The 16,041-nt window shown below is 67.6% G+C and carries 15 protein-coding genes; 4 read left to right on the top strand and 11 right to left on the bottom strand.

Annotation, left to right across the window (positions count from 1 at the left end; all coding sequences use genetic code 11):
• Positions 1-10: 10 nt before the first annotated feature.
• The 4 genes from KF796_10335 to clpB form a co-directional block, all read right to left on the bottom strand.
• Positions 11-1,783, bottom strand: coding sequence for a GMC family oxidoreductase (locus KF796_10335; GenBank protein ID MBX3587035.1), 1,773 nt, complete (start codon positions 1,781-1,783; stop codon positions 11-13).
• Between the two features lie 11 nt (positions 1,784-1,794).
• On the bottom strand, positions 1,795-2,517 hold the full coding sequence (locus KF796_10330) for a gluconate 2-dehydrogenase subunit 3 family protein (protein ID MBX3587034.1): 723 nt from the start codon (positions 2,515-2,517) through the stop codon (positions 1,795-1,797).
• Positions 2,518-2,649: 132 nt separating this feature from the next.
• Positions 2,650-2,967, bottom strand: a complete 318-nt coding sequence (locus KF796_10325) for a hypothetical protein (protein MBX3587033.1) — start codon at positions 2,965-2,967, stop codon at positions 2,650-2,652.
• Between the two features lie 31 nt (positions 2,968-2,998).
• Positions 2,999-5,644: an ATP-dependent chaperone ClpB gene (gene clpB / locus KF796_10320; protein ID MBX3587032.1), complete on the bottom strand. Its 2,646-nt coding sequence runs from the start codon at positions 5,642-5,644 to the stop codon at positions 2,999-3,001.
• A 107-nt stretch (positions 5,645-5,751) separates the two neighbouring features.
• Between clpB and KF796_10315 the strand changes: the two genes are divergently transcribed.
• Positions 5,752-6,324, top strand: coding sequence for a hypothetical protein (locus tag KF796_10315; GenBank protein ID MBX3587031.1), 573 nt, complete (start codon positions 5,752-5,754; stop codon positions 6,322-6,324).
• A 20-nt stretch (positions 6,325-6,344) separates the two neighbouring features.
• On the opposite strand, the gene moaE is transcribed toward KF796_10315, so the two are convergent.
• From moaE to KF796_10280, 7 genes are all read right to left on the bottom strand, one after another.
• Entirely contained in the window at positions 6,345-6,806 is a 462-nt protein-coding gene (moaE, locus tag KF796_10310; GenBank protein MBX3587030.1) for a molybdopterin synthase catalytic subunit MoaE, read from the bottom strand.
• A gap of 87 nt (positions 6,807-6,893) precedes the next feature.
• Complete coding sequence (moaD, locus tag KF796_10305; protein MBX3587029.1) at positions 6,894-7,145, bottom strand: molybdopterin converting factor subunit 1; 252 nt, start codon at positions 7,143-7,145, stop codon at positions 6,894-6,896.
• Complete coding sequence (locus KF796_10300) at positions 7,142-8,407, bottom strand: molybdopterin molybdotransferase MoeA (protein ID MBX3587028.1); 1,266 nt, start codon at positions 8,405-8,407, stop codon at positions 7,142-7,144. The genes moaD and KF796_10300 overlap by 4 nt, the downstream gene beginning before the upstream one ends.
• On the bottom strand, positions 8,404-8,937 hold the full coding sequence (gene mobB / locus KF796_10295; protein ID MBX3587027.1) for a molybdopterin-guanine dinucleotide biosynthesis protein B: 534 nt from the start codon (positions 8,935-8,937) through the stop codon (positions 8,404-8,406). Before mobB ends, KF796_10300 begins: the two co-directional genes overlap by 4 nt.
• 97 nt (positions 8,938-9,034) lie before the next feature.
• Positions 9,035-10,450 (bottom strand): threonine synthase, encoded by a 1,416-nt coding sequence (locus KF796_10290; GenBank protein ID MBX3587026.1) that lies wholly within the window; start codon positions 10,448-10,450, stop codon positions 9,035-9,037.
• A 10-nt stretch (positions 10,451-10,460) separates the two neighbouring features.
• Positions 10,461-11,783, bottom strand: a complete 1,323-nt coding sequence (locus KF796_10285) for a homoserine dehydrogenase (GenBank protein ID MBX3587025.1) — start codon at positions 11,781-11,783, stop codon at positions 10,461-10,463.
• Between the two features lie 47 nt (positions 11,784-11,830).
• Complete coding sequence (locus KF796_10280) at positions 11,831-13,054, bottom strand: pyridoxal phosphate-dependent aminotransferase (GenBank protein ID MBX3587024.1); 1,224 nt, start codon at positions 13,052-13,054, stop codon at positions 11,831-11,833.
• A gap of 99 nt (positions 13,055-13,153) precedes the next feature.
• Here KF796_10280 and KF796_10275 point away from each other — a divergent pair, with 99 nt between their 5' ends.
• From KF796_10275 to KF796_10265, 3 genes are all read left to right on the top strand, one after another.
• Entirely contained in the window at positions 13,154-13,531 is a 378-nt protein-coding gene (locus tag KF796_10275) for an Mth938-like domain-containing protein (protein ID MBX3587023.1), read from the top strand.
• A 105-nt stretch (positions 13,532-13,636) separates the two neighbouring features.
• The gene (locus tag KF796_10270) at positions 13,637-14,113 is read left to right on the top strand and encodes a peroxiredoxin (GenBank protein ID MBX3587022.1); all 477 of its coding nucleotides are present in this window, start codon (positions 13,637-13,639) and stop codon (positions 14,111-14,113) included.
• 175 nt (positions 14,114-14,288) lie between these two features.
• Positions 14,289-16,016, top strand: coding sequence for a PhoH family protein (locus KF796_10265; protein ID MBX3587021.1), 1,728 nt, complete (start codon positions 14,289-14,291; stop codon positions 16,014-16,016).
• The last annotated feature ends 25 nt before the right edge of the window (positions 16,017-16,041 follow it).

Here is a 16,041-nt window from a genome sequence, read left to right as displayed (position 1 = left end):
GTCTGCTCCTTCACGCCAGTGCGCCGGGTTGCTTGAGGTAGCGCTCGCGAATCGCGCGCGCCGACCAGTAGGCCAGCGCGCCCACCATGCCCGTAGGGTTGTAGCCAAAGTTCTGCGGAAAGGCGCTGGCGCCCATCACAAACACATTGGGCACGTCCCAGCTTTGCAGGTAGCGGTTGACGGCGCTGGTGGACGGGTCGGTGCCCATGGGCGCGCCGCCGGTGTTGTGGGTGGACTGGTAGGCGCGCAGGTCGTAGTGGTCGCCCGGCTTCTTCATGCCGATCCTGTACTCACGCGGGCCCATGGCGCGGGCGATGCCCTCGATCTTGCCCACGATGAATTTCGTCATGGCCAGGTCGTTGGCCTTCCAGTCAAAGGTCATGCGCAGCAGGGGCTGGCCGTGCACGTCCTTGTAGGTCGGGTCCAGGTCCAGGTAGTTGTCGCGGTAGGCCATGACCGAGCCCTGGCTGCCCACGCTGGCGGTGTACAGGTAGTTGTCCTTGAGCGCCTTCTTCCAGCCCGCGCCCCAGGCGGGCGCGCCGGCCGGCAGGCTGGTCTGCTGGATCGGCCGCCCGCCGGTGTTGATGCAGTTGATGCTGGCGCCGCCAACGAAACCCAGAGGGCCATGGTCGAAGTTGTCGCCGTCAAAGTCGTCGATCACGCTGCCGCTGGCGCCAGCGCCCACAAACGGGTTCATGGGCTGGGTCTTGTCAAAGAACAGCGCCGCACCGCCGCCCAGTTGGTAGGCGTAGTTGCGCCCCACCACGCCCTTGCCGGTGGCCGGGTCATAGCGCTGGCCAATGCTGGACAGCATGAGCAGCCGCACGTTGTGCAACTGGTAGGCGCACAGCACCACCAGGTCGGCCGGCTGCTCGACCTCGTTGCCCTGCGCGTCGATGTAGGTCACGCCGGTGGCGCGCTTGCCATCGGCCGCCATGTTCACGCGCAGCACATGCGAGCGCGTGCGCAGCTCGAAGTTGGACCGGTGCATCAGCGTGGGCAGCAGCGTGGTCTGGGGCGAGGCCTTGGCATAGTTGTAGCAGCCAAAGCGCTCGCAGAACCCGCAGAAGTTGCACGGCCCCAGCTGCGCCCCATGCGGATTGGTGTAGGGCCGCGAGGCATTGGCCGCGGCCTGCGGAAACGGGTGGTAGCCCAGCTCGCGCGCGGCCTTCTCGAACACCAGCGCGCTGTTGACCGAGGCCAGCGGCGGCAGCGGGTAGTCGCTGCTGCGCGCGCCTTCAAACGGGTTGCCGCCCTGCTGGATCTGGCCACGCAGGTTGCCGGCCTTGCCCGAGGTGCCGCAGACTTTCTCGAACTGGTCAAAGTGCGGCTCCAGCTCCTCATAGGTCACGCCCCAGTCCTGCAGGTGCATGCCCTCGGGAATGAATTTCGCGCCGTAGCGCTCGATGGTGCGGCTGCGGATGCGCAGGTCGTCGGGCAGCGGGCGCCACTGGTGACCGTTCCAGTGCACACCCGCGCCGCCCACGCCGTCGCCGGGCAGGAACGAGCCGAGCTGGCGGTAAGGCACGGCCACGTCGGCGGGCGTGTGGCGCACCGTCACGGTCTCGCGCGCCAGGTTCTGGAACAGCTTGCCGCGGATGCCGTAGCTCAGCTCGTCGGTGTTGCGGGGGTAGGCAAAGTCAGGGTTCGTGTCGCGGTTCTCGCCGCGCTCCAGCGCCAGCACCTTGAGGCCGGCCGCCGTGAGCTCCATGCCCATGATGGCGCCGGTCCAGCCAAAGCCCACGAGCACCGCGTCCACGGCCGGTTTTTTCTGTGTTGCCATGGGGTGCTCCTTCAGCCTTGCGGCCCGTTGATGGTGACGGGCGGCAACGGGTAGCGCACGCCGGGCCGGCCCACCCAGTCGGCAAAGTCGGCGCGCGCGCCCGGAAAGCCGATCATCTTCCACGCGCCAGCGTTCTTGTTGCCGCCATGGATCGGGTCACTGAGGTAACCCTCCTTGGTGTTTTGCAGCAGGAAGCCAAAGAAGGTCTTCGCCGGCAACGTGTCAAATTTCAGCGCGCCCGATTCCAGCGACTTGAGCACGGTGTCCTGCGCCGCGGCGTCCAGTTGCGCGAAGGCCTTGCCGCCCAGGTTGGCCTTGCAGTGCGCGTCCACGGCCGCCATGCCCGCGCGGTACAGCTCACGCGGCGTGAGCTGGCCCTGGTAGCCAAACTCGGGCGGCGACTCGACAAACGGCCCCTGCATGTAGCGCGTGGCCGCGTGGCCGAACGGCCCTTCCATCTGCCGGTCGATGAACTCGGGCACGCCGGCCTCCAGCGCGCCCGGACCGGTGTCGTCGGCCGGGATCAGCCGCGCCACCGCGGCCTGCAGCCAGGCCCATTCCACGGCGTTGAAGAAGCTGGGCTGGTAAGGCGCTGAAGGCGCCGGCACCGGGCCCTCGGACGCGGCCACGGGCCGCGGGGCCTGCTGGGTGTGGGCCGCGCCGGTGAGTGCCGCCGCGGGAACGATGGCGAATGATTTGCGCAGGAACCCGCGCCGGTCCGCGTTGTGGGGCATGGCCGCTCCTTGGTGTGAGGTTTTGCAAGAGAACCTCCAAATGGTGCGCGGCCGCGCGTCAGACGGGCGTAGGCCGTCTCTGACAATGGCTGTCAGCGTGCATCGCCCTGTGCCCGGCTCAGCCGGACGGGGTCAGTGGCGGGGTTCCTTGGGCTGGACGTCGGTCACATCGGCCACGCTGCGCGGGCCCGGGGGCTGCACCGGCGCGTCGGCGTGGCCTGGCGCGCGACCGCGCCCGCCGGGAAAGCCGCCATAGAAGCGGCCAAAGCCCGCGCGCGGGTCCACGCGCATCACGAACGGCGTGACCGGCCGGCCCGTGAGGCGGGCCCACAGCATGCGCAGGCCCCACAGGGCCAGCAGCACCATCACCGCCAGCGCGAGGCTGGCGGCAAACAGCAGGCCCGCGGCCAGCAGGACCAGCCGCAGGAGAAAGTTGAAGAGACCTTGCATGCGCCTATTGTCGGCCCTCTGGGTTGGGCATTCAGGCGGCCACGGCGTCGGCATCCGCCTCGGGGTTTTGAGCGGCCGCATCCACGGCGCGGCCAAACTCGAAGACGCCGGGCGCGCGCACCGGGTCCACGCTGACCGGGATCACGCTCTTGGGCGGGTAGCGCCCCTCGAGGATGAGCTTGCTCAGCGGGTTCTCGATGCGCTGCTGGATCGCGCGCTTCAGGGGCCGCGCGCCAAACACCGGGTCGAAGCCCACCTTGGCCAGCTCGGCCAGCGCGGCGTCGCTGACTTCCAGCGTGAGGTCCATCTTCTGCAGCCGTGCCTGGAGAATGCGCAGCTGGATGGCCGCGATCCTGCCGATGTGCTGGGCATCCAGCGCGTGGAACACCACGGTCTCGTCAATGCGGTTGAGGAACTCGGGGCGGAAGTGGTTCTTCAGTTCGTCCCACACCGCGTCCTTGATCTCCTCGGCGGGCTTGCCCACCATGGCCTGGATCATGTGCGAACCAATGTTGCTGGTCATCACGATCACCGTGTTCTTGAAGTCCACGGTGCGGCCCTGGCCATCGGTCAGGCGGCCATCGTCCAGCACCTGCAGCAGCACGTTGAACACATCGGGGTGGGCCTTTTCCACCTCGTCCAGCAGCAGCACGCTGTAGGGCTTGCGGCGCACGGCCTCGGTCAGGTAGCCACCTTCCTCATAGCCCACGTAGCCGGGGGGCGCGCCGATCAGCCGGGCCACCGAATGCTTCTCCATGAACTCGCTCATGTCGATGCGGATCAGGTGGTCTTCGCTGTCAAACAAAAAGCCCGCCAGCGCCTTGCACAGCTCGGTCTTGCCCACGCCCGTGGGCCCCAGGAACAGGAACGAGCCGGTGGGCCGGTTCGGATCCGACAGGCCCGAGCGCGAGCGCCGGATGGCGTTGGCCACCGCGGCAATGGCTTCGTCCTGGCCGACCACGCGCTCGTGCAGCCTGTCTTCCATGACCAGCAGCTTGTCGCGCTCGCCCTGCATCAGCTTGGCCACGGGAATGCCCGTGGCGCGGGCCACGACCTCGGCGATTTCCTCGGCGCCCACCTGGGTGCGCAGCAGCCGGGGGGCGGTGGTGGCGCCCCGTGCGGTTTCCTTTTCCTGCGCCTCTTTCAGGCGCTTCTCGAGTTCGGGCAGCTTGCCGTACTGCAGCTCGGCCACCTTGTTGAAGTCGCCCTTGCGGGTGAGCTCCTCGATCTGGAAGCGGATCTTGTCGATGTCCTCCATGACCGTGGCGGACCCCTGGGCCTGGGCCTTCTCGGCCTTCCAGATTTCGTCGTAGTCGGCGATCTCCTTCTGCAGCTTGCCGATCTCTTCCTCGATCAGCTCGAAGCGCTTCTTCGAGGCCTCGTCCTTCTCGCGCTTGATGGCCTCGCGCTCGATCTGCAGCTGGATCAGACGGCGGTCGAGCCGGTCCATGACCTCGGGCTTGGAGTCCATCTCGATCTTGATCTTGCTGGCCGCCTCGTCGATCAGGTCAATCGCCTTGTCGGGCAAAAAGCGGTCGGTGATGTAGCGGTGGCTGAGCTCGGCCGCGGCCACGATGGCCGGGTCGGTGATCTGCACGCCATGGTGCACCTCGTATTTTTCCTGCAGGCCGCGCAGGATGGCGATGGTCGCCTCCACGCTGGGCTCGCCCACCAGGATTTTCTGGAAGCGGCGCTCCAGCGCGGCGTCTTTCTCGATGTATTTGCGGTATTCGTCCAGCGTGGTCGCGCCCACGCAGTGCAGCTCGCCGCGCGCCAGCGCGGGCTTGAGCATGTTGCCCGCGTCCATCGCGCCCTCGGCCTTGCCGGCGCCCACCATGGTGTGCAGCTCGTCAATGAAGACAATGGTCTGGCCCTCGTCCTTGGCCAGTTCCTTGAGCACGGTCTTCAGGCGCTCCTCAAATTCACCGCGGAATTTGGCACCGGCCAGCAGCGAGGCCATGTCCAGGCTCAGCACGCGCTTGCCCTTGAGCGAATCGGGCACTTCACCGGCCACGATGCGCTGGGCCAGGCCCTCGACAATGGCGGTCTTGCCCACGCCGGGCTCGCCGATCAGCACCGGGTTGTTCTTGGTGCGCCGCTGCAGCACCTGGATGGCGCGGCGGATCTCGTCGTCGCGGCCGATCACCGGGTCGAGCTTGCCCAGGCGGGCGCGCTCGGTCAGGTCCAGGCAGTATTTCTTGAGCGCCTCGCGCTGGCCTTCGGCGTCGGCGCTGTCCACGCCCTGCCCGCCGCGCACGGCGTCGATGGCGGCCTCCAGGCTCTTGCGCGTGAGGCCGTTGGCGCGGGCCATCTGGCCCAGCTCGCCCTTGTTGTCGGCCGCGGCGAGCAGGAACAGCTCGCCGGCAATGAACTGGTCACCGCGCTTGAGCGCTTCCTTCTCGGTGGCCTGCAGCAGCTTGCCCAGTTCGGGGCCGCCCTGCACCTGCTCCTGGCCCTGCACCTGGGGCAGCTTCTTGATCGCGGCATCGGCCGCGGCCTGCAGGCCCGGCACGTTGACGCCGGCGCGTTGCAGCAGGGCCTTGGGCCCGTCGTCCTGGCGCAGCATGGCGGCCAGCACGTGGACGGGTTCGATGTAGGCGTTGTCATTGGCCAGGGCCAGGCTCTGGGCATCACCCAGGGCTTCCTGGAATTTGGTGGTCAGTTTGTCGAGTCGCATGAGGGCTCCGTGTCTTGTCGCATGTCCGGCACCTTGGGGTTATCCACAGGTTTTCAAGGTCAGTTTGCGCCTGCGCGCGAGGGCGCGGGCTGACTAAAATCAACCGGATGAAAGTTCACCAGTTATCCGTCACCTACCTGGGCGAGCAGGACCGCGTGCTGGTGCGCATCAACACCACCGAAGCCGAGGAACTGCGCCTGTGGTTCACGCGCCGGCTCACGCTGGGGCTGTGGCCGCTGCTGAACAAGGTGCTGACCGAGCAGCTGGTCAAGCTGGAGGCCAGCGTCACCTCGGGCACGGGCGCCGACGAGGACATGAAGGCCATGCTGGCCGATTTCCGCAAGCAGGAGTTCCTGCAGCAGGCCGACTTTGACACCCCTTACAACGAGAAACAGAACTCCCTGCCGCTGGGCGAGGACCCGCTGCTGGTGACCGACGTGAGCATCACGCCGCTGCCCGGCAGCATGGTGCGGCTGGACTTTGTGGAGAAACCGCCCGGCGACGGCGCGCCCCGCAGCTTCCAGCTCGAACTCGACCCGCAACTGATGCAGGGCCTGCTGCACCTGACGCGCCAGGCCCTGGTGCAGGCCGACTGGCAGGTGCCGCAGGCGGTGGCCACGCCGGCCGAGCCCGAGGCGCCGGACGACCCGTCGCAGGGGCGGCCGCGCTACCTGAACTGAGTCAGCTCAGCGCAGGCTGATCAGCTCAGGCCCCAGCGCGCCAGGGCCTCGTCGTCCTGCGCCCGCGCATCGACCCAGCGCGCGCCCTGCGGGGTCTGCTCCTTCTTCCAGAATGGCGCGCGGGTCTTCAGGTAGTCCATGAGGAACTCGCAGGCCTGGAAGCTCTGGCCGCGGTGGGCCGAGGTCACGGCCACCAGCACGATCTGGTCCAGTGGCTGCAGCAGGCCCACGCGGTGGATCACGCGCGCGGCGTGGATGTCAAAGCGCTTGAGCGCCTCGTCGATCATGGCCTCGATGGCCTTCTCGGTCATGCCGGGGTAGTGCTCCAGTTCCATCGAGCCCACCTGGGTGCCGTCATTGCGGTCACGCACCGTGCCCACAAAGCTGCAGACCGCGCCCACGCGGCCATCGCCCTGGCGCAGCGCGGCAATCTCGTCGGCGAGGTTGAAATCGGCCTGCTGGATGGACACGCGCGCCGGCATGTTCAGCCCCCGCCGGGCCGCCCCAAGGCGGCTGAAGCCCCCTCGGGGGGCAGCGCAGCACACAAAGTGGCAAGCGTGGGGGCCATGTCAGCCCCCGGTCACCGGTGGAAAGAACGCCACCTCGCAGCCCTCGGCCAGCACCGCGGCCTCGTCGGCCATGACCTGGTCAAGCGCGGCGCGCACGGCCCGCCCGCGCGCCAGGCTCTGGGCATGGGCGCCGCCGCGCGCGATCAGCTCGTCGCGCAGCGCGCCCACGGTGGTGGCCTGGGTCTGCACGGTTTCGCTGCCCTGGCCAAGGGCCTCGCGGATCGAGGCAAAGTACTTGATGCCCACCTTCATGCCATGAGCTCCGTGAGTGAAATGAACGGCACGGTGTCGCCGGGCGCGATGGTGCGGCCCGGCGCGATGTCCACCAGGCCATCGCCCCAGACCATGGAGGTCAGCACGCCCGAGCTCTGGTTGGCAAACAGGTCCAGGCCGCCCGCCGCGTTGCGCCGCACGCGCACGAACTCGCGGCGCCGGTCGGCCCGGGGCCAGGCAAAGTCGGCCCGCGCGGCGGCCGCCGGGACCGACAGCGCGGTTGCGCCCTGCAGCTTGAGGATGAAGGGCCGCACCAGCAGCAGATAGGTCACGAAGCTGGACACCGGGTTGCCCGGCAGGCCGATGAAATGGGCCGCGCCCACCCGCCCATAGGCAAACGGCTTGCCGGGCTTGATGGCGAGCTGCCAGAGGTCCAGCGAGCCCAGCTGCTGCACCGCGGGCTTGACATGGTCTTCCTCGCCCACCGAGACGCCGCCACTGGTCACGATCAGGTCATGGGCCTGCGCCGCGCCGCGCAGCGCCTGCACGGTGGCATCGAGCCGGTCGGGCACCACGCCCAGGTCGGTGACCTCGCAGCCCAGCCGGCGCAGCAGAGCGCGCAGAAAGAAGCGGTTGGCGTTGTAGATGGCGCCGGGCTTCATCTGCTCGGGCGGCACATCGCCGGGCAGCACCAGTTCGTCGCCCGTGGAGAACAGGGCCACGCGCGGGCGGCGGGCCACCGGCAGCCCGGCCAGGCCCATGCTGGCCGCCAGGCCCAGCGAGGCGGCGTCCAGCCGCTGGCCCCGCGCCAGCACCACGCTGCCCAGACGGATGTCTTCGCCCGCGCGGCGGATGTGCTGGCCCAGCGGCGGCGGCGCGGCGAAGCTCACGCGGCCTTCGCCCGCGGGCTGGGCCTCTTCCTGCATCACCACGGCATCGGCGCCCGGCGGCACGGGCGCGCCGGTGAAGATGCGCGCCACGCTGCCCGGGGCCAGGGCCGTGCCCGTGCTGCCCGCGGGAATGCGCTGGCTCACGGCCAGGGGCTGGCCGGCGGCGGTGGCGAGGTCGGCCACGCGCACGGCGTAGCCGTCCATGGCGCTGTTGTCCTGCGGCGGCACCTGCAGGGCCGAGACCAGGTCTTGCGCGAGCACGCGGCCGTCGGCCTCGAAGGTGGAGACGGTGTCGGTGCCGGCCAGCGGCGTGGCGTGGCCCAGCAGGTCGGCCAGCACCTCGTCGAGCGGGCGCAGCGGCGCGCGCGGGGCGGCGGCTGGCGAGGTGGCCTGGGGAGTGGAAGCGCTCATGCAAACAGTTCCGGGTTGTAGTCGAAGCGTTCGCCATTGTCGGCCAGCCAGCGCGCGATGGCAGCCGGGTCGTCCAGATCCAGCACCGGGCGCAGGGTGGGTTCGGGCAGCTGCGCGGGCAGCGACGTGGCCACGGCGGCAATGAAGTCGTCGTGCGGGTAGCGCACCGGGTGGCCCGCGGCCGCGCGCCAGACCTCGATCTTCTGGAGGTTGCTGTCCCGAAAGCCCTCCACCAGCACCCAGTCCACGCCCTCGTAGAGCTCGGCCAGCAGGTGGTGCACCGTGAGCGGCGTGGGCTGCTCGAACTCGCGCATCAGCGCCAGCCGCTTGTCCGAGGCCACCACCACCTCGAAGGCGCCGGCCTCGCGGTGGCGGAAGGTGTCCTTGCCCGGGTGGTCGATGTCGAACCTGTGGTGCGCGTGCTTGACCACCGACACGCGCTGGCCCAGCGTCCTGAGCGCGGGAATGAGCTGCTCGATCAGCGTGGTCTTGCCCGCGCCCGAGAACCCTGCAAAGCCTGCGACCTTCATGTGAACTTCCGGTTTGCTATGGTTTCAGGTGCACACAATGGCCGCCCCGTCTGGACTCCAGGCCTGTTTGACTCCAAACTCGGGCGCCACAGGTGCCTCAGGCGCAATGTGCCGCAATGTAGGCCTGCACGGCCGCGGTGTCGGCCGGCACCACCTGCACGCGCTTGGGCAGGTCTTCAATGCCCTCGAACTGCGGCGGGCGCTCGGGCTCATGGCCCAGCGCCTCGACGATGGTGGCGGCGAACTTGATGGGCAGCGCGGTCTCCAGCACCAGCATGGGCACGCCGGGCGTCAGGTGCTCGCGCGCCACCTTCAGGCCGTCGGCGGTGTGGGTGTCGATGGTCACGCCAAACCGCTGGTGCGTGTCGCGGATGGTGGCCAGGCGGTCGGCGTGAGTGCTCTTGCCGCTGACAAAGCCAAAGGTTGACGCAGCCCTGGCAAATGCCGGGTCGCCCGACAGGTCGAAGCGGCCCGTGGCCGACAGCTGCGCGCCAAACAGGTCCTTGACCCGCGCGCCATCGCGGCCCAGCAGGTCGAACACAAAGCGCTCGAAGTTGCTGGCCTTGGAAATGTCCATCGACGGGCTGGAGGTCTCGTGCGTGTCGGCGCTGCCGCGCACCCGGTAGACGCCAGTGCGGAAGAACTCGTCGAGCACGTCGTTTTCATTGGTGGCCAGCACCAGCTGGTCGATCGGCAAGCCCATGCTGCGCGCCACATGGCCGGCGCAGATGTTGCCGAAGTTGCCGCTGGGCACGGTGAAGCTGACTTTCTGCGTGTTGGCCGTGGTGGCCTGCAGGTAGCCGGCAAAGTAATACACCACCTGCGCCACCAGCCGGGCCCAGTTGATGGAGTTGACGGTGCCGATGCGGTACTTGCGCTTGAAGGCCAGGTCGTTGCTCACGGCCTTGACGATGTCCTGGCAGTCGTCAAACACGCCTTGCACCGCGAGGTTGTGGATGTTGGCGTCCTGCAGGCTGAACATCTGCGCCTGCTGAAACGGGCTCATGCGGCCATGCGGGCTGGTCATGAACACGCGCACGCCCTGCTTGCCGCGCATGGCGTACTCGGCCGCGCTGCCGGTGTCGCCGCTGGTGGCGCCCAGGATGTTGAGCTGCTCGCCGCGGCGCGCCAGTTCGTACTCGAACAGGTTGCCCAGCAGCTGCATGGCCATGTCCTTGAAGGCCAGCGTCGGGCCGTTGGACAGGGCCTGCAGGCTCAGGCCCGGCTCCAGCGGCTTGAGCGGCACGATCTGCGGCGTGCCAAAGACGGCCTCGGTGTAGGTCTTGTGGCACAGCGCGCGCAGGTCAGCGGGCGGGATGTCGTCGATGTACAGCGAGAGGATTTCAAACGCAAGGTCGGCATACGCCAGGCCGCGCCAGCGCGTGAGCGTGGCATCGTCCACCTGCGGGTAGCGCTCGGGCAGGTACAGGCCGCCATCGGGCGCCAGGCCCTCCAGCAGGATTTCGCAGAAGCGTTTGCGGTCGGGGTGGCCGCGGGTGCTCAGGTAGTGCATGCCTTGGTCCTTACGCCAGCTCTTCCTTGCGGATGCGCGTGATCGGCGCCACCACGGTGGGCAGGGCCTGCATCTGCGCGAGCGCCTCGTTCATGGTGCCCTCGCGCGTGTCGTGCGTGAGGATGATCAGGTCGGTCTGGTTCTCGCCGGCCTGGCTCACCTCGTCGGCCTCGCGCTGCAGCACGGCGTCGATGCTGATGCCCGCGCCGGCCAGGATGCCCGTGACCTTGGCCAGCACGCCGGCCTCGTCGGCCACGCGCAGGCGCAGATAGTAGCTGGTCACCACCTCGCTCATGGGCAGCACAGGCGCGTCGCTCATGGCATCGGGCTGGAAGGCCAGGTGCGGCACGCGCTGCGCGGCGTCGGCCGTGTGCAGGCGGGTGATGTCCACCAGGTCGGCAATCACGGCGCTGGCCGTGGGCTCGGAGCCCGCGCCCTTGCCGTAGTACAGCGTGGTGCCCACGGCATCGCCCTGCACCACCACGGCGTTCATGGCCCCTTCCACATTGGCGATCAGCCGCTTGGTGGGCACCAGGCTGGGGTGCACGCGCAGTTCAATGCCCGTGGCCACGCGCTTGGTGATGCCCAGCAGCTTGATGCGGTAACCCAGCTGCTCGGCGTACTTGATGTCGGCGGCGCCAAGCTGGGTGATGCCCTCGACGTAAGCCTTGTCAAACTGCACCGGGATGCCGAAGGCAATGGCGCTCATGAGCGTGACCTTGTGCGCGGCATCGACGCCTTCGATGTCGAAGGTGGGGTCGGCCTCGGCATAGCCCAGGCGCTGCGCTTCCTTGAGCACCACGCCAAAGTCCAGCCCCTTGTCGCGCATCTCGGACAGGATGAAGTTGGTGGTGCCGTTGATGATGCCGGCGATCCACTCGATGCTGTTGGCCGTGAGACCCTCGCGCAGCGCCTTGATGATGGGAATGCCGCCGGCCACCGCGGCCTCGAACGCCACCATCACGCCCTTGCGGTGCGCGGCGGCAAAAATCTCGGTGCCATGCACGGCCAGCAGCGCCTTGTTGGCGGTGACCACATGCTTGCCGGCCTCGATGGCCTCCATGACCAGGGCCCGCGCAATGCCGTAGCCGCCGATCAGCTCGATGACGATGTCGATGTCAGGGTTGGCAATGACGGCGCGCGCGTCGTTGACCACCCGGGCCTGGTCGCCCACCACGGCCTGGGCGCGCGCGGTGTCCAGGTCGGCCACCATGGTGATCTCGATGCCGCGGCCGGCGCGGCGGCGGATTTCTTCCTGGTTGCGCTTGAGCACATTGAAGGTGCCACTGCCCACGGTGCCAATGCCCAACAGGCCTACTTGGATCGGTTTCATCTTGCTTTTTCTGAATAAAAGTGGCTGTAGTCCACGCCAGCCGGCGCTCAGGCGCTACGTTTTCGATAGCTTTCGAGGAACCGCGCAATGCGGCCGATGGCTTCGCGCAGGTCGTCCTCGTGCGGCAGGAACACGATGCGGAAATGGTCCGGCGTGGCCCAGTTGAAGCCCGTGCCCTGCACCAGCATCACGCGTGTTTCCTGCAGCAGCTCCAGGAAGAACTGGCGGTCGTCGGTGATCGGGTAGACCTTGGGGTCCAGCCGGGGGAACATGTACAGCGCGGCCGACGGCTTGACGCAGCTCACGCCCGGAATGGCCGTGATCAGCTCGTAGGCCAGGTCGCGCTGGCGGCGCAGGCGCCCGCCCGGGGCGATCAGCTCGTTGATGCTCTGGTAGCCGCCCAGCGCGGTCTGGATCGCCCACTGACCCGGCACATTGGCGCACAACCGCATGTTGGTGAGCATGTTCAGGCCTTCGATGTAGTCGGCCGCGGGCTTCTTGTCGCCCGACACCACCATCCAGCCGGCCCGGTAGCCGCAGGAACGGTAGCTCTTGCTCAGGGAGTTGAAGGTCAGCGTGAGCACGTCTTCGCTGAGGCTGGCGATGGCCGTGTGCTTCGCATCCTCGTACAGCACCTTGTCGTAGACCTCGTCGGCCAGGATCACCAGGCCATGCTCGCGCGCGATCGCGACGATGGCCTTGAGCAGTTCGTCTGAGTACAGCGCGCCCGTGGGGTTGTTGGGGTTGATGACGACGATGCCCTTGGTGCGCGGCGTGATCTTGCGGCGCAGGTCGTCCAGGTCGGGCATCCAGCCGTTGGCCTCGTCGCACAGGTAGTGCACCGGCGTGCCGCCCGACAGGCTGACCGCGGCGGTCCACAGCGGGTAGTCGGGCGACGGCATCAGCAGTTCGTCGCCGTCGTCGCACAATGCGTTGGTGGCCATGACGATCAGCTCGCTGGCGCCGTTGCCCAGGTAGATGTCTTCCAGCACCACGCCCTTGATGCCCTGCTGCTGGGTGTAGTGCATCACGGCCTTGCGCGCCGCAAAGATGCCCTTGCTGTCCGAATAGCCGGCCGAGGTGGGCAGGTTGCGGATCATGTCCTGCTGGATTTCCTCGGGCGCATCAAAGCCGAACGGCGCCATGTTGCCGATGTTGAGCTTGATGATCTTGTGGCCGTCTTCCTCCATCTGCCGGGCCGCATCCATGATGGGACCGCGGATGTCATAGCAGACGTTGGCCAACTTGGCAGATTTCTGGACGGTCTTCAAAGTCCCTCCGGGGGCGTTTTTACGGGGTGAAACCTATAATTTGACCACAGTTCTGCATTCTTTTAGTGCAGCGCAACATTCAACCTCCCCCCATGCACCATGAAGCTGCAGCCTGACAAATCCGACGTCCAGACCATCAGTGGCTATGGCCCCGGCTGGGTCGGCGTGCAGGGCGAAAAGATCACCGGCAGCGTCATCATCGGCTCGCGCGGCCAGCGCATGGCCTGGCCCTGCAGCCGCTTTGAAGAGCTGGACGCCAGCCACTTCGAGCAACTCGCGGCGCTGCAGACCGAGCTGGTGATCTTCGGTTCCGGCGCGCGCCTGCGCTTCCCGCAGGCCGCCTGGCTGCGGCCGCTGATCGAGCGGCGCATCGGCCTGGAGACCATGGACACGGCCGCCGCCTGCCGCACCTACAACATCCTCGCGGGCGAGGGCCGTGACGTGGTGGTGGCGGTGCTGCAGGAGCCTCTGGAGTGAGGCGCGGGAGTTGCGCAGCGTTTCGGGGTAAAATCTCGGGTTGCAAAGGGGAAGCCCAGTCCCCGAGTCGCAACGAGCAACCCCTGTCACACGAGATATCAATTCATGGCGATCGTTGTCAACAAACCCATCCCCGAATTTGAAGCGAACGCCACGGGCGGCATCAAAGTTTCCAACACCTCCCATCTGGGCCACGTCGTGGTGCTGTACTTCTACCCCAAGGACAACACCCCCGGCTGCACGACCGAGGCCATGCAGTTCCGCGACAAGTACAAGGACTTCGTGAAGGCCGGCGCCACCGTGTTCGGTGTGTCGCGCGACAACATGAAGTCCCACGACGACTTCAAGGCCAAGCTTGAGCTGCCGTTCGAGCTGATCGCCGACACCGAAGAAAAAATGTGCCACATGTTCGGCGTGGTCAAGAACAAGATCATGTACGGCAAGAAGGTCAAGGGCATCGAGCGCAGCACCTTCCTGATCGGCGCCGACGGCCTGCTCAAGAACGAATGGCGCGGCCTCAAGGTGCCGGGCCATGTGGACGACGTGCTCAAGGCCGTCAAGGCCCTCAAGAAGGCCGCCTGACGTTTTGCAGCAACAGCCGCGGCGTGCGGTTGAAGCGTCATCGGACTTGTGCATAATGAACTCATGCCGTTGATCCCGACGCACCGCGTCATCACCGCCAAACCCGAAAAAGCCGCCCGGCTCGCCTGGCGGCTTTTTCGCTTTTTGATCCCCTACCTTGTGAGTGCCCCCACCCATGCCATTGCCACCCGCCCCTACCAAGCGCGCCGCCCTGCTGTCCCCCGAGGCCTACGACGCCCCGGCCCGGTCCACGCACAAGGCATCGCGAAAATCGGAGGCGCACTTCACGGACAGCCCGCTGGCTGACAAGCCCCAGGCCATGGACTTCGACCCGCGCAGCGGTGGCGGCGCGCTGCACCCCGCGGCGTTCAGCGCCGAGCCGGCCGTGCAGGCCATGATCCAGGTCGAAACACGCAAGCGCCCAAGCCCCGCCGTCACGACCGCCGCCCCCGCCACCCCCACGCGCAGCAAGCGGCCCCGCCCCAGCGGGCCGGCCAAGCTGTTTGTGCTGGACACCAACGTGCTGCTGCACGACCCGATGTGCCTGTTCCGCTTCGAGGAGCATGACATCTTCCTGCCGATGATCGTGCTGGAAGAGCTGGACGGCCACAAGAAGGGCATGACCGAGGTGGCCCGCAACGGCCGCCAGACCAGCCGCACGCTGGACGCGCTGGCCGGCGCCCAGGGCGCCGACATCGCGGCCGGGCTCAAGCTCAACACCACGGGCCACCGCGAGGCTGGCGGCAGCCTGTTCTTCCAGACCGAGCCGTTGGACGCCAAGCTGCCCACCAGCCTGCCCCAGGGCAAGGCCGACAACCAGATCCTGGGCGTGGTGCAGGCCCTGCGCGACCTGCACGTGGCCAAGGCCAAGGCAGCCAATGTGCCGGCCCGCGACGTGGTGCTGGTGTCCAAGGACATCAACATGCGGGTCAAGGCCCGGGCGCTGGGCCTGGCCACCGACGACTACCAGAACGACAAGACGCTGGAAGACGGCGACCTGCTCTACGCCGGCGCGCTGGCCCTGCCGCCGGACTTCTGGGCCAAGCACGGCAAGACCGTGGAAAGCTGGCAAAGCGGCCTGCACACCTTCTACCGCGTGACCGGCCCGATCGTGCCCAGCCTGCTGATCAACCAGTTCGTGTACTTCGAGTCCCCGGGCGAGCCCAGCCTGTACGCGCGCGTGACCGAGGTGCGCGCCAAGACCGCCGTGCTCAAGACCCTCAAGGACTACGGCCACCTCAAGAACTCGGTCTGGGGCGTGACCACGCGCAACCGCGAGCAGAACTTCGCGATGAACCTGCTGATGGACCCCGAGGTGGACTTCGTCACCCTCACCGGCACCGCGGGCACCGGCAAGACGCTGATGGCGCTGGCCTCGGGCCTGACCCAGGTGCTGGACGACCGCCGTTACACCGAGATCATCATGACCCGCGCCACCGTGAGCGTGGGCGAGGACATCGGCTTCCTGCCCGGCACGGAAGAGGAGAAGATGGGTCCCTGGATGGGCGCGCTGGACGACAACCTCGAGGTGCTGGCCAAGACCGAGACCAGCGCCGGCGAATGGGGCCGCGCGGCCACCAACGAGCTGATCCGCAGCCGCATCAAGATCAAGAGCATGAACTTCATGCGCGGGCGCACCTTCCTGAACAAGTACGTCATCATCGACGAGGCGCAGAACCTCACGCCCAAGCAGATGAAGACGCTGATCACCCGCGCCGGCCCGGGCACCAAGATCATCTGCATGGGCAACCTCGCGCAGATCGACACGCCCTACCTCACCGAGGGTTCATCAGGCCTGACCTTTGCGGTGGACAAGTTCAAGGGCTGGCCGCACAGCGGCCACATCACGCTGGCCCGCGGCGAGCGCTCGCGGCTGGCCGATTTTGCCTCCGAGGTGCTTTGAGTCAGGCTCAAAGCTGCTCGGTTTT

Origin of the sequence: Ramlibacter sp. (assembly GCA_019635435.1) — a bacterium.
GTDB lineage: Bacteria > Pseudomonadota > Gammaproteobacteria > Burkholderiales > Burkholderiaceae_C > JAHBZM01.
Note: the sequence above shows the minus strand (reverse complement) of the source record. Positions and strands in the feature narration are given on the sequence as shown.

What these genes read in the sequence shown, in the direction of transcription:
- KF796_10335 (MBX3587035.1), bottom strand. Translation starts at nt 1,783, where the DNA reads ATGGCAACACAGAAAAAACCGGCCGTGGACGCGGTGCTCGTGGGCTTT.
- KF796_10330 (MBX3587034.1), bottom strand. Translation starts at nt 2,517, where the DNA reads ATGCCCCACAACGCGGACCGGCGCGGGTTCCTGCGCAAATCATTCGCC.
- KF796_10325 (MBX3587033.1), bottom strand. Translation starts at nt 2,967, where the DNA reads ATGCAAGGTCTCTTCAACTTTCTCCTGCGGCTGGTCCTGCTGGCCGCG.
- clpB (MBX3587032.1), bottom strand. Translation starts at nt 5,644, where the DNA reads ATGCGACTCGACAAACTGACCACCAAATTCCAGGAAGCCCTGGGTGAT.
- KF796_10315 (MBX3587031.1), top strand. Translation starts at nt 5,752, where the DNA reads ATGAAAGTTCACCAGTTATCCGTCACCTACCTGGGCGAGCAGGACCGC.
- moaE (MBX3587030.1), bottom strand. Translation starts at nt 6,806, where the DNA reads ATGCCGGCGCGCGTGTCCATCCAGCAGGCCGATTTCAACCTCGCCGAC.
- moaD (MBX3587029.1), bottom strand. Translation starts at nt 7,145, where the DNA reads ATGAAGGTGGGCATCAAGTACTTTGCCTCGATCCGCGAGGCCCTTGGC.
- KF796_10300 (MBX3587028.1), bottom strand. Translation starts at nt 8,407, where the DNA reads ATGAGCGCTTCCACTCCCCAGGCCACCTCGCCAGCCGCCGCCCCGCGC.
- mobB (MBX3587027.1), bottom strand. Translation starts at nt 8,937, where the DNA reads ATGAAGGTCGCAGGCTTTGCAGGGTTCTCGGGCGCGGGCAAGACCACG.
- KF796_10290 (MBX3587026.1), bottom strand. Translation starts at nt 10,450, where the DNA reads ATGCACTACCTGAGCACCCGCGGCCACCCCGACCGCAAACGCTTCTGC.
- KF796_10285 (MBX3587025.1), bottom strand. Translation starts at nt 11,783, where the DNA reads ATGAAACCGATCCAAGTAGGCCTGTTGGGCATTGGCACCGTGGGCAGT.
- KF796_10275 (MBX3587023.1), top strand. Translation starts at nt 13,154, where the DNA reads ATGAAGCTGCAGCCTGACAAATCCGACGTCCAGACCATCAGTGGCTAT.
- KF796_10270 (MBX3587022.1), top strand. Translation starts at nt 13,637, where the DNA reads ATGGCGATCGTTGTCAACAAACCCATCCCCGAATTTGAAGCGAACGCC.
- KF796_10265 (MBX3587021.1), top strand. Translation starts at nt 14,289, where the DNA reads ATGCCATTGCCACCCGCCCCTACCAAGCGCGCCGCCCTGCTGTCCCCC.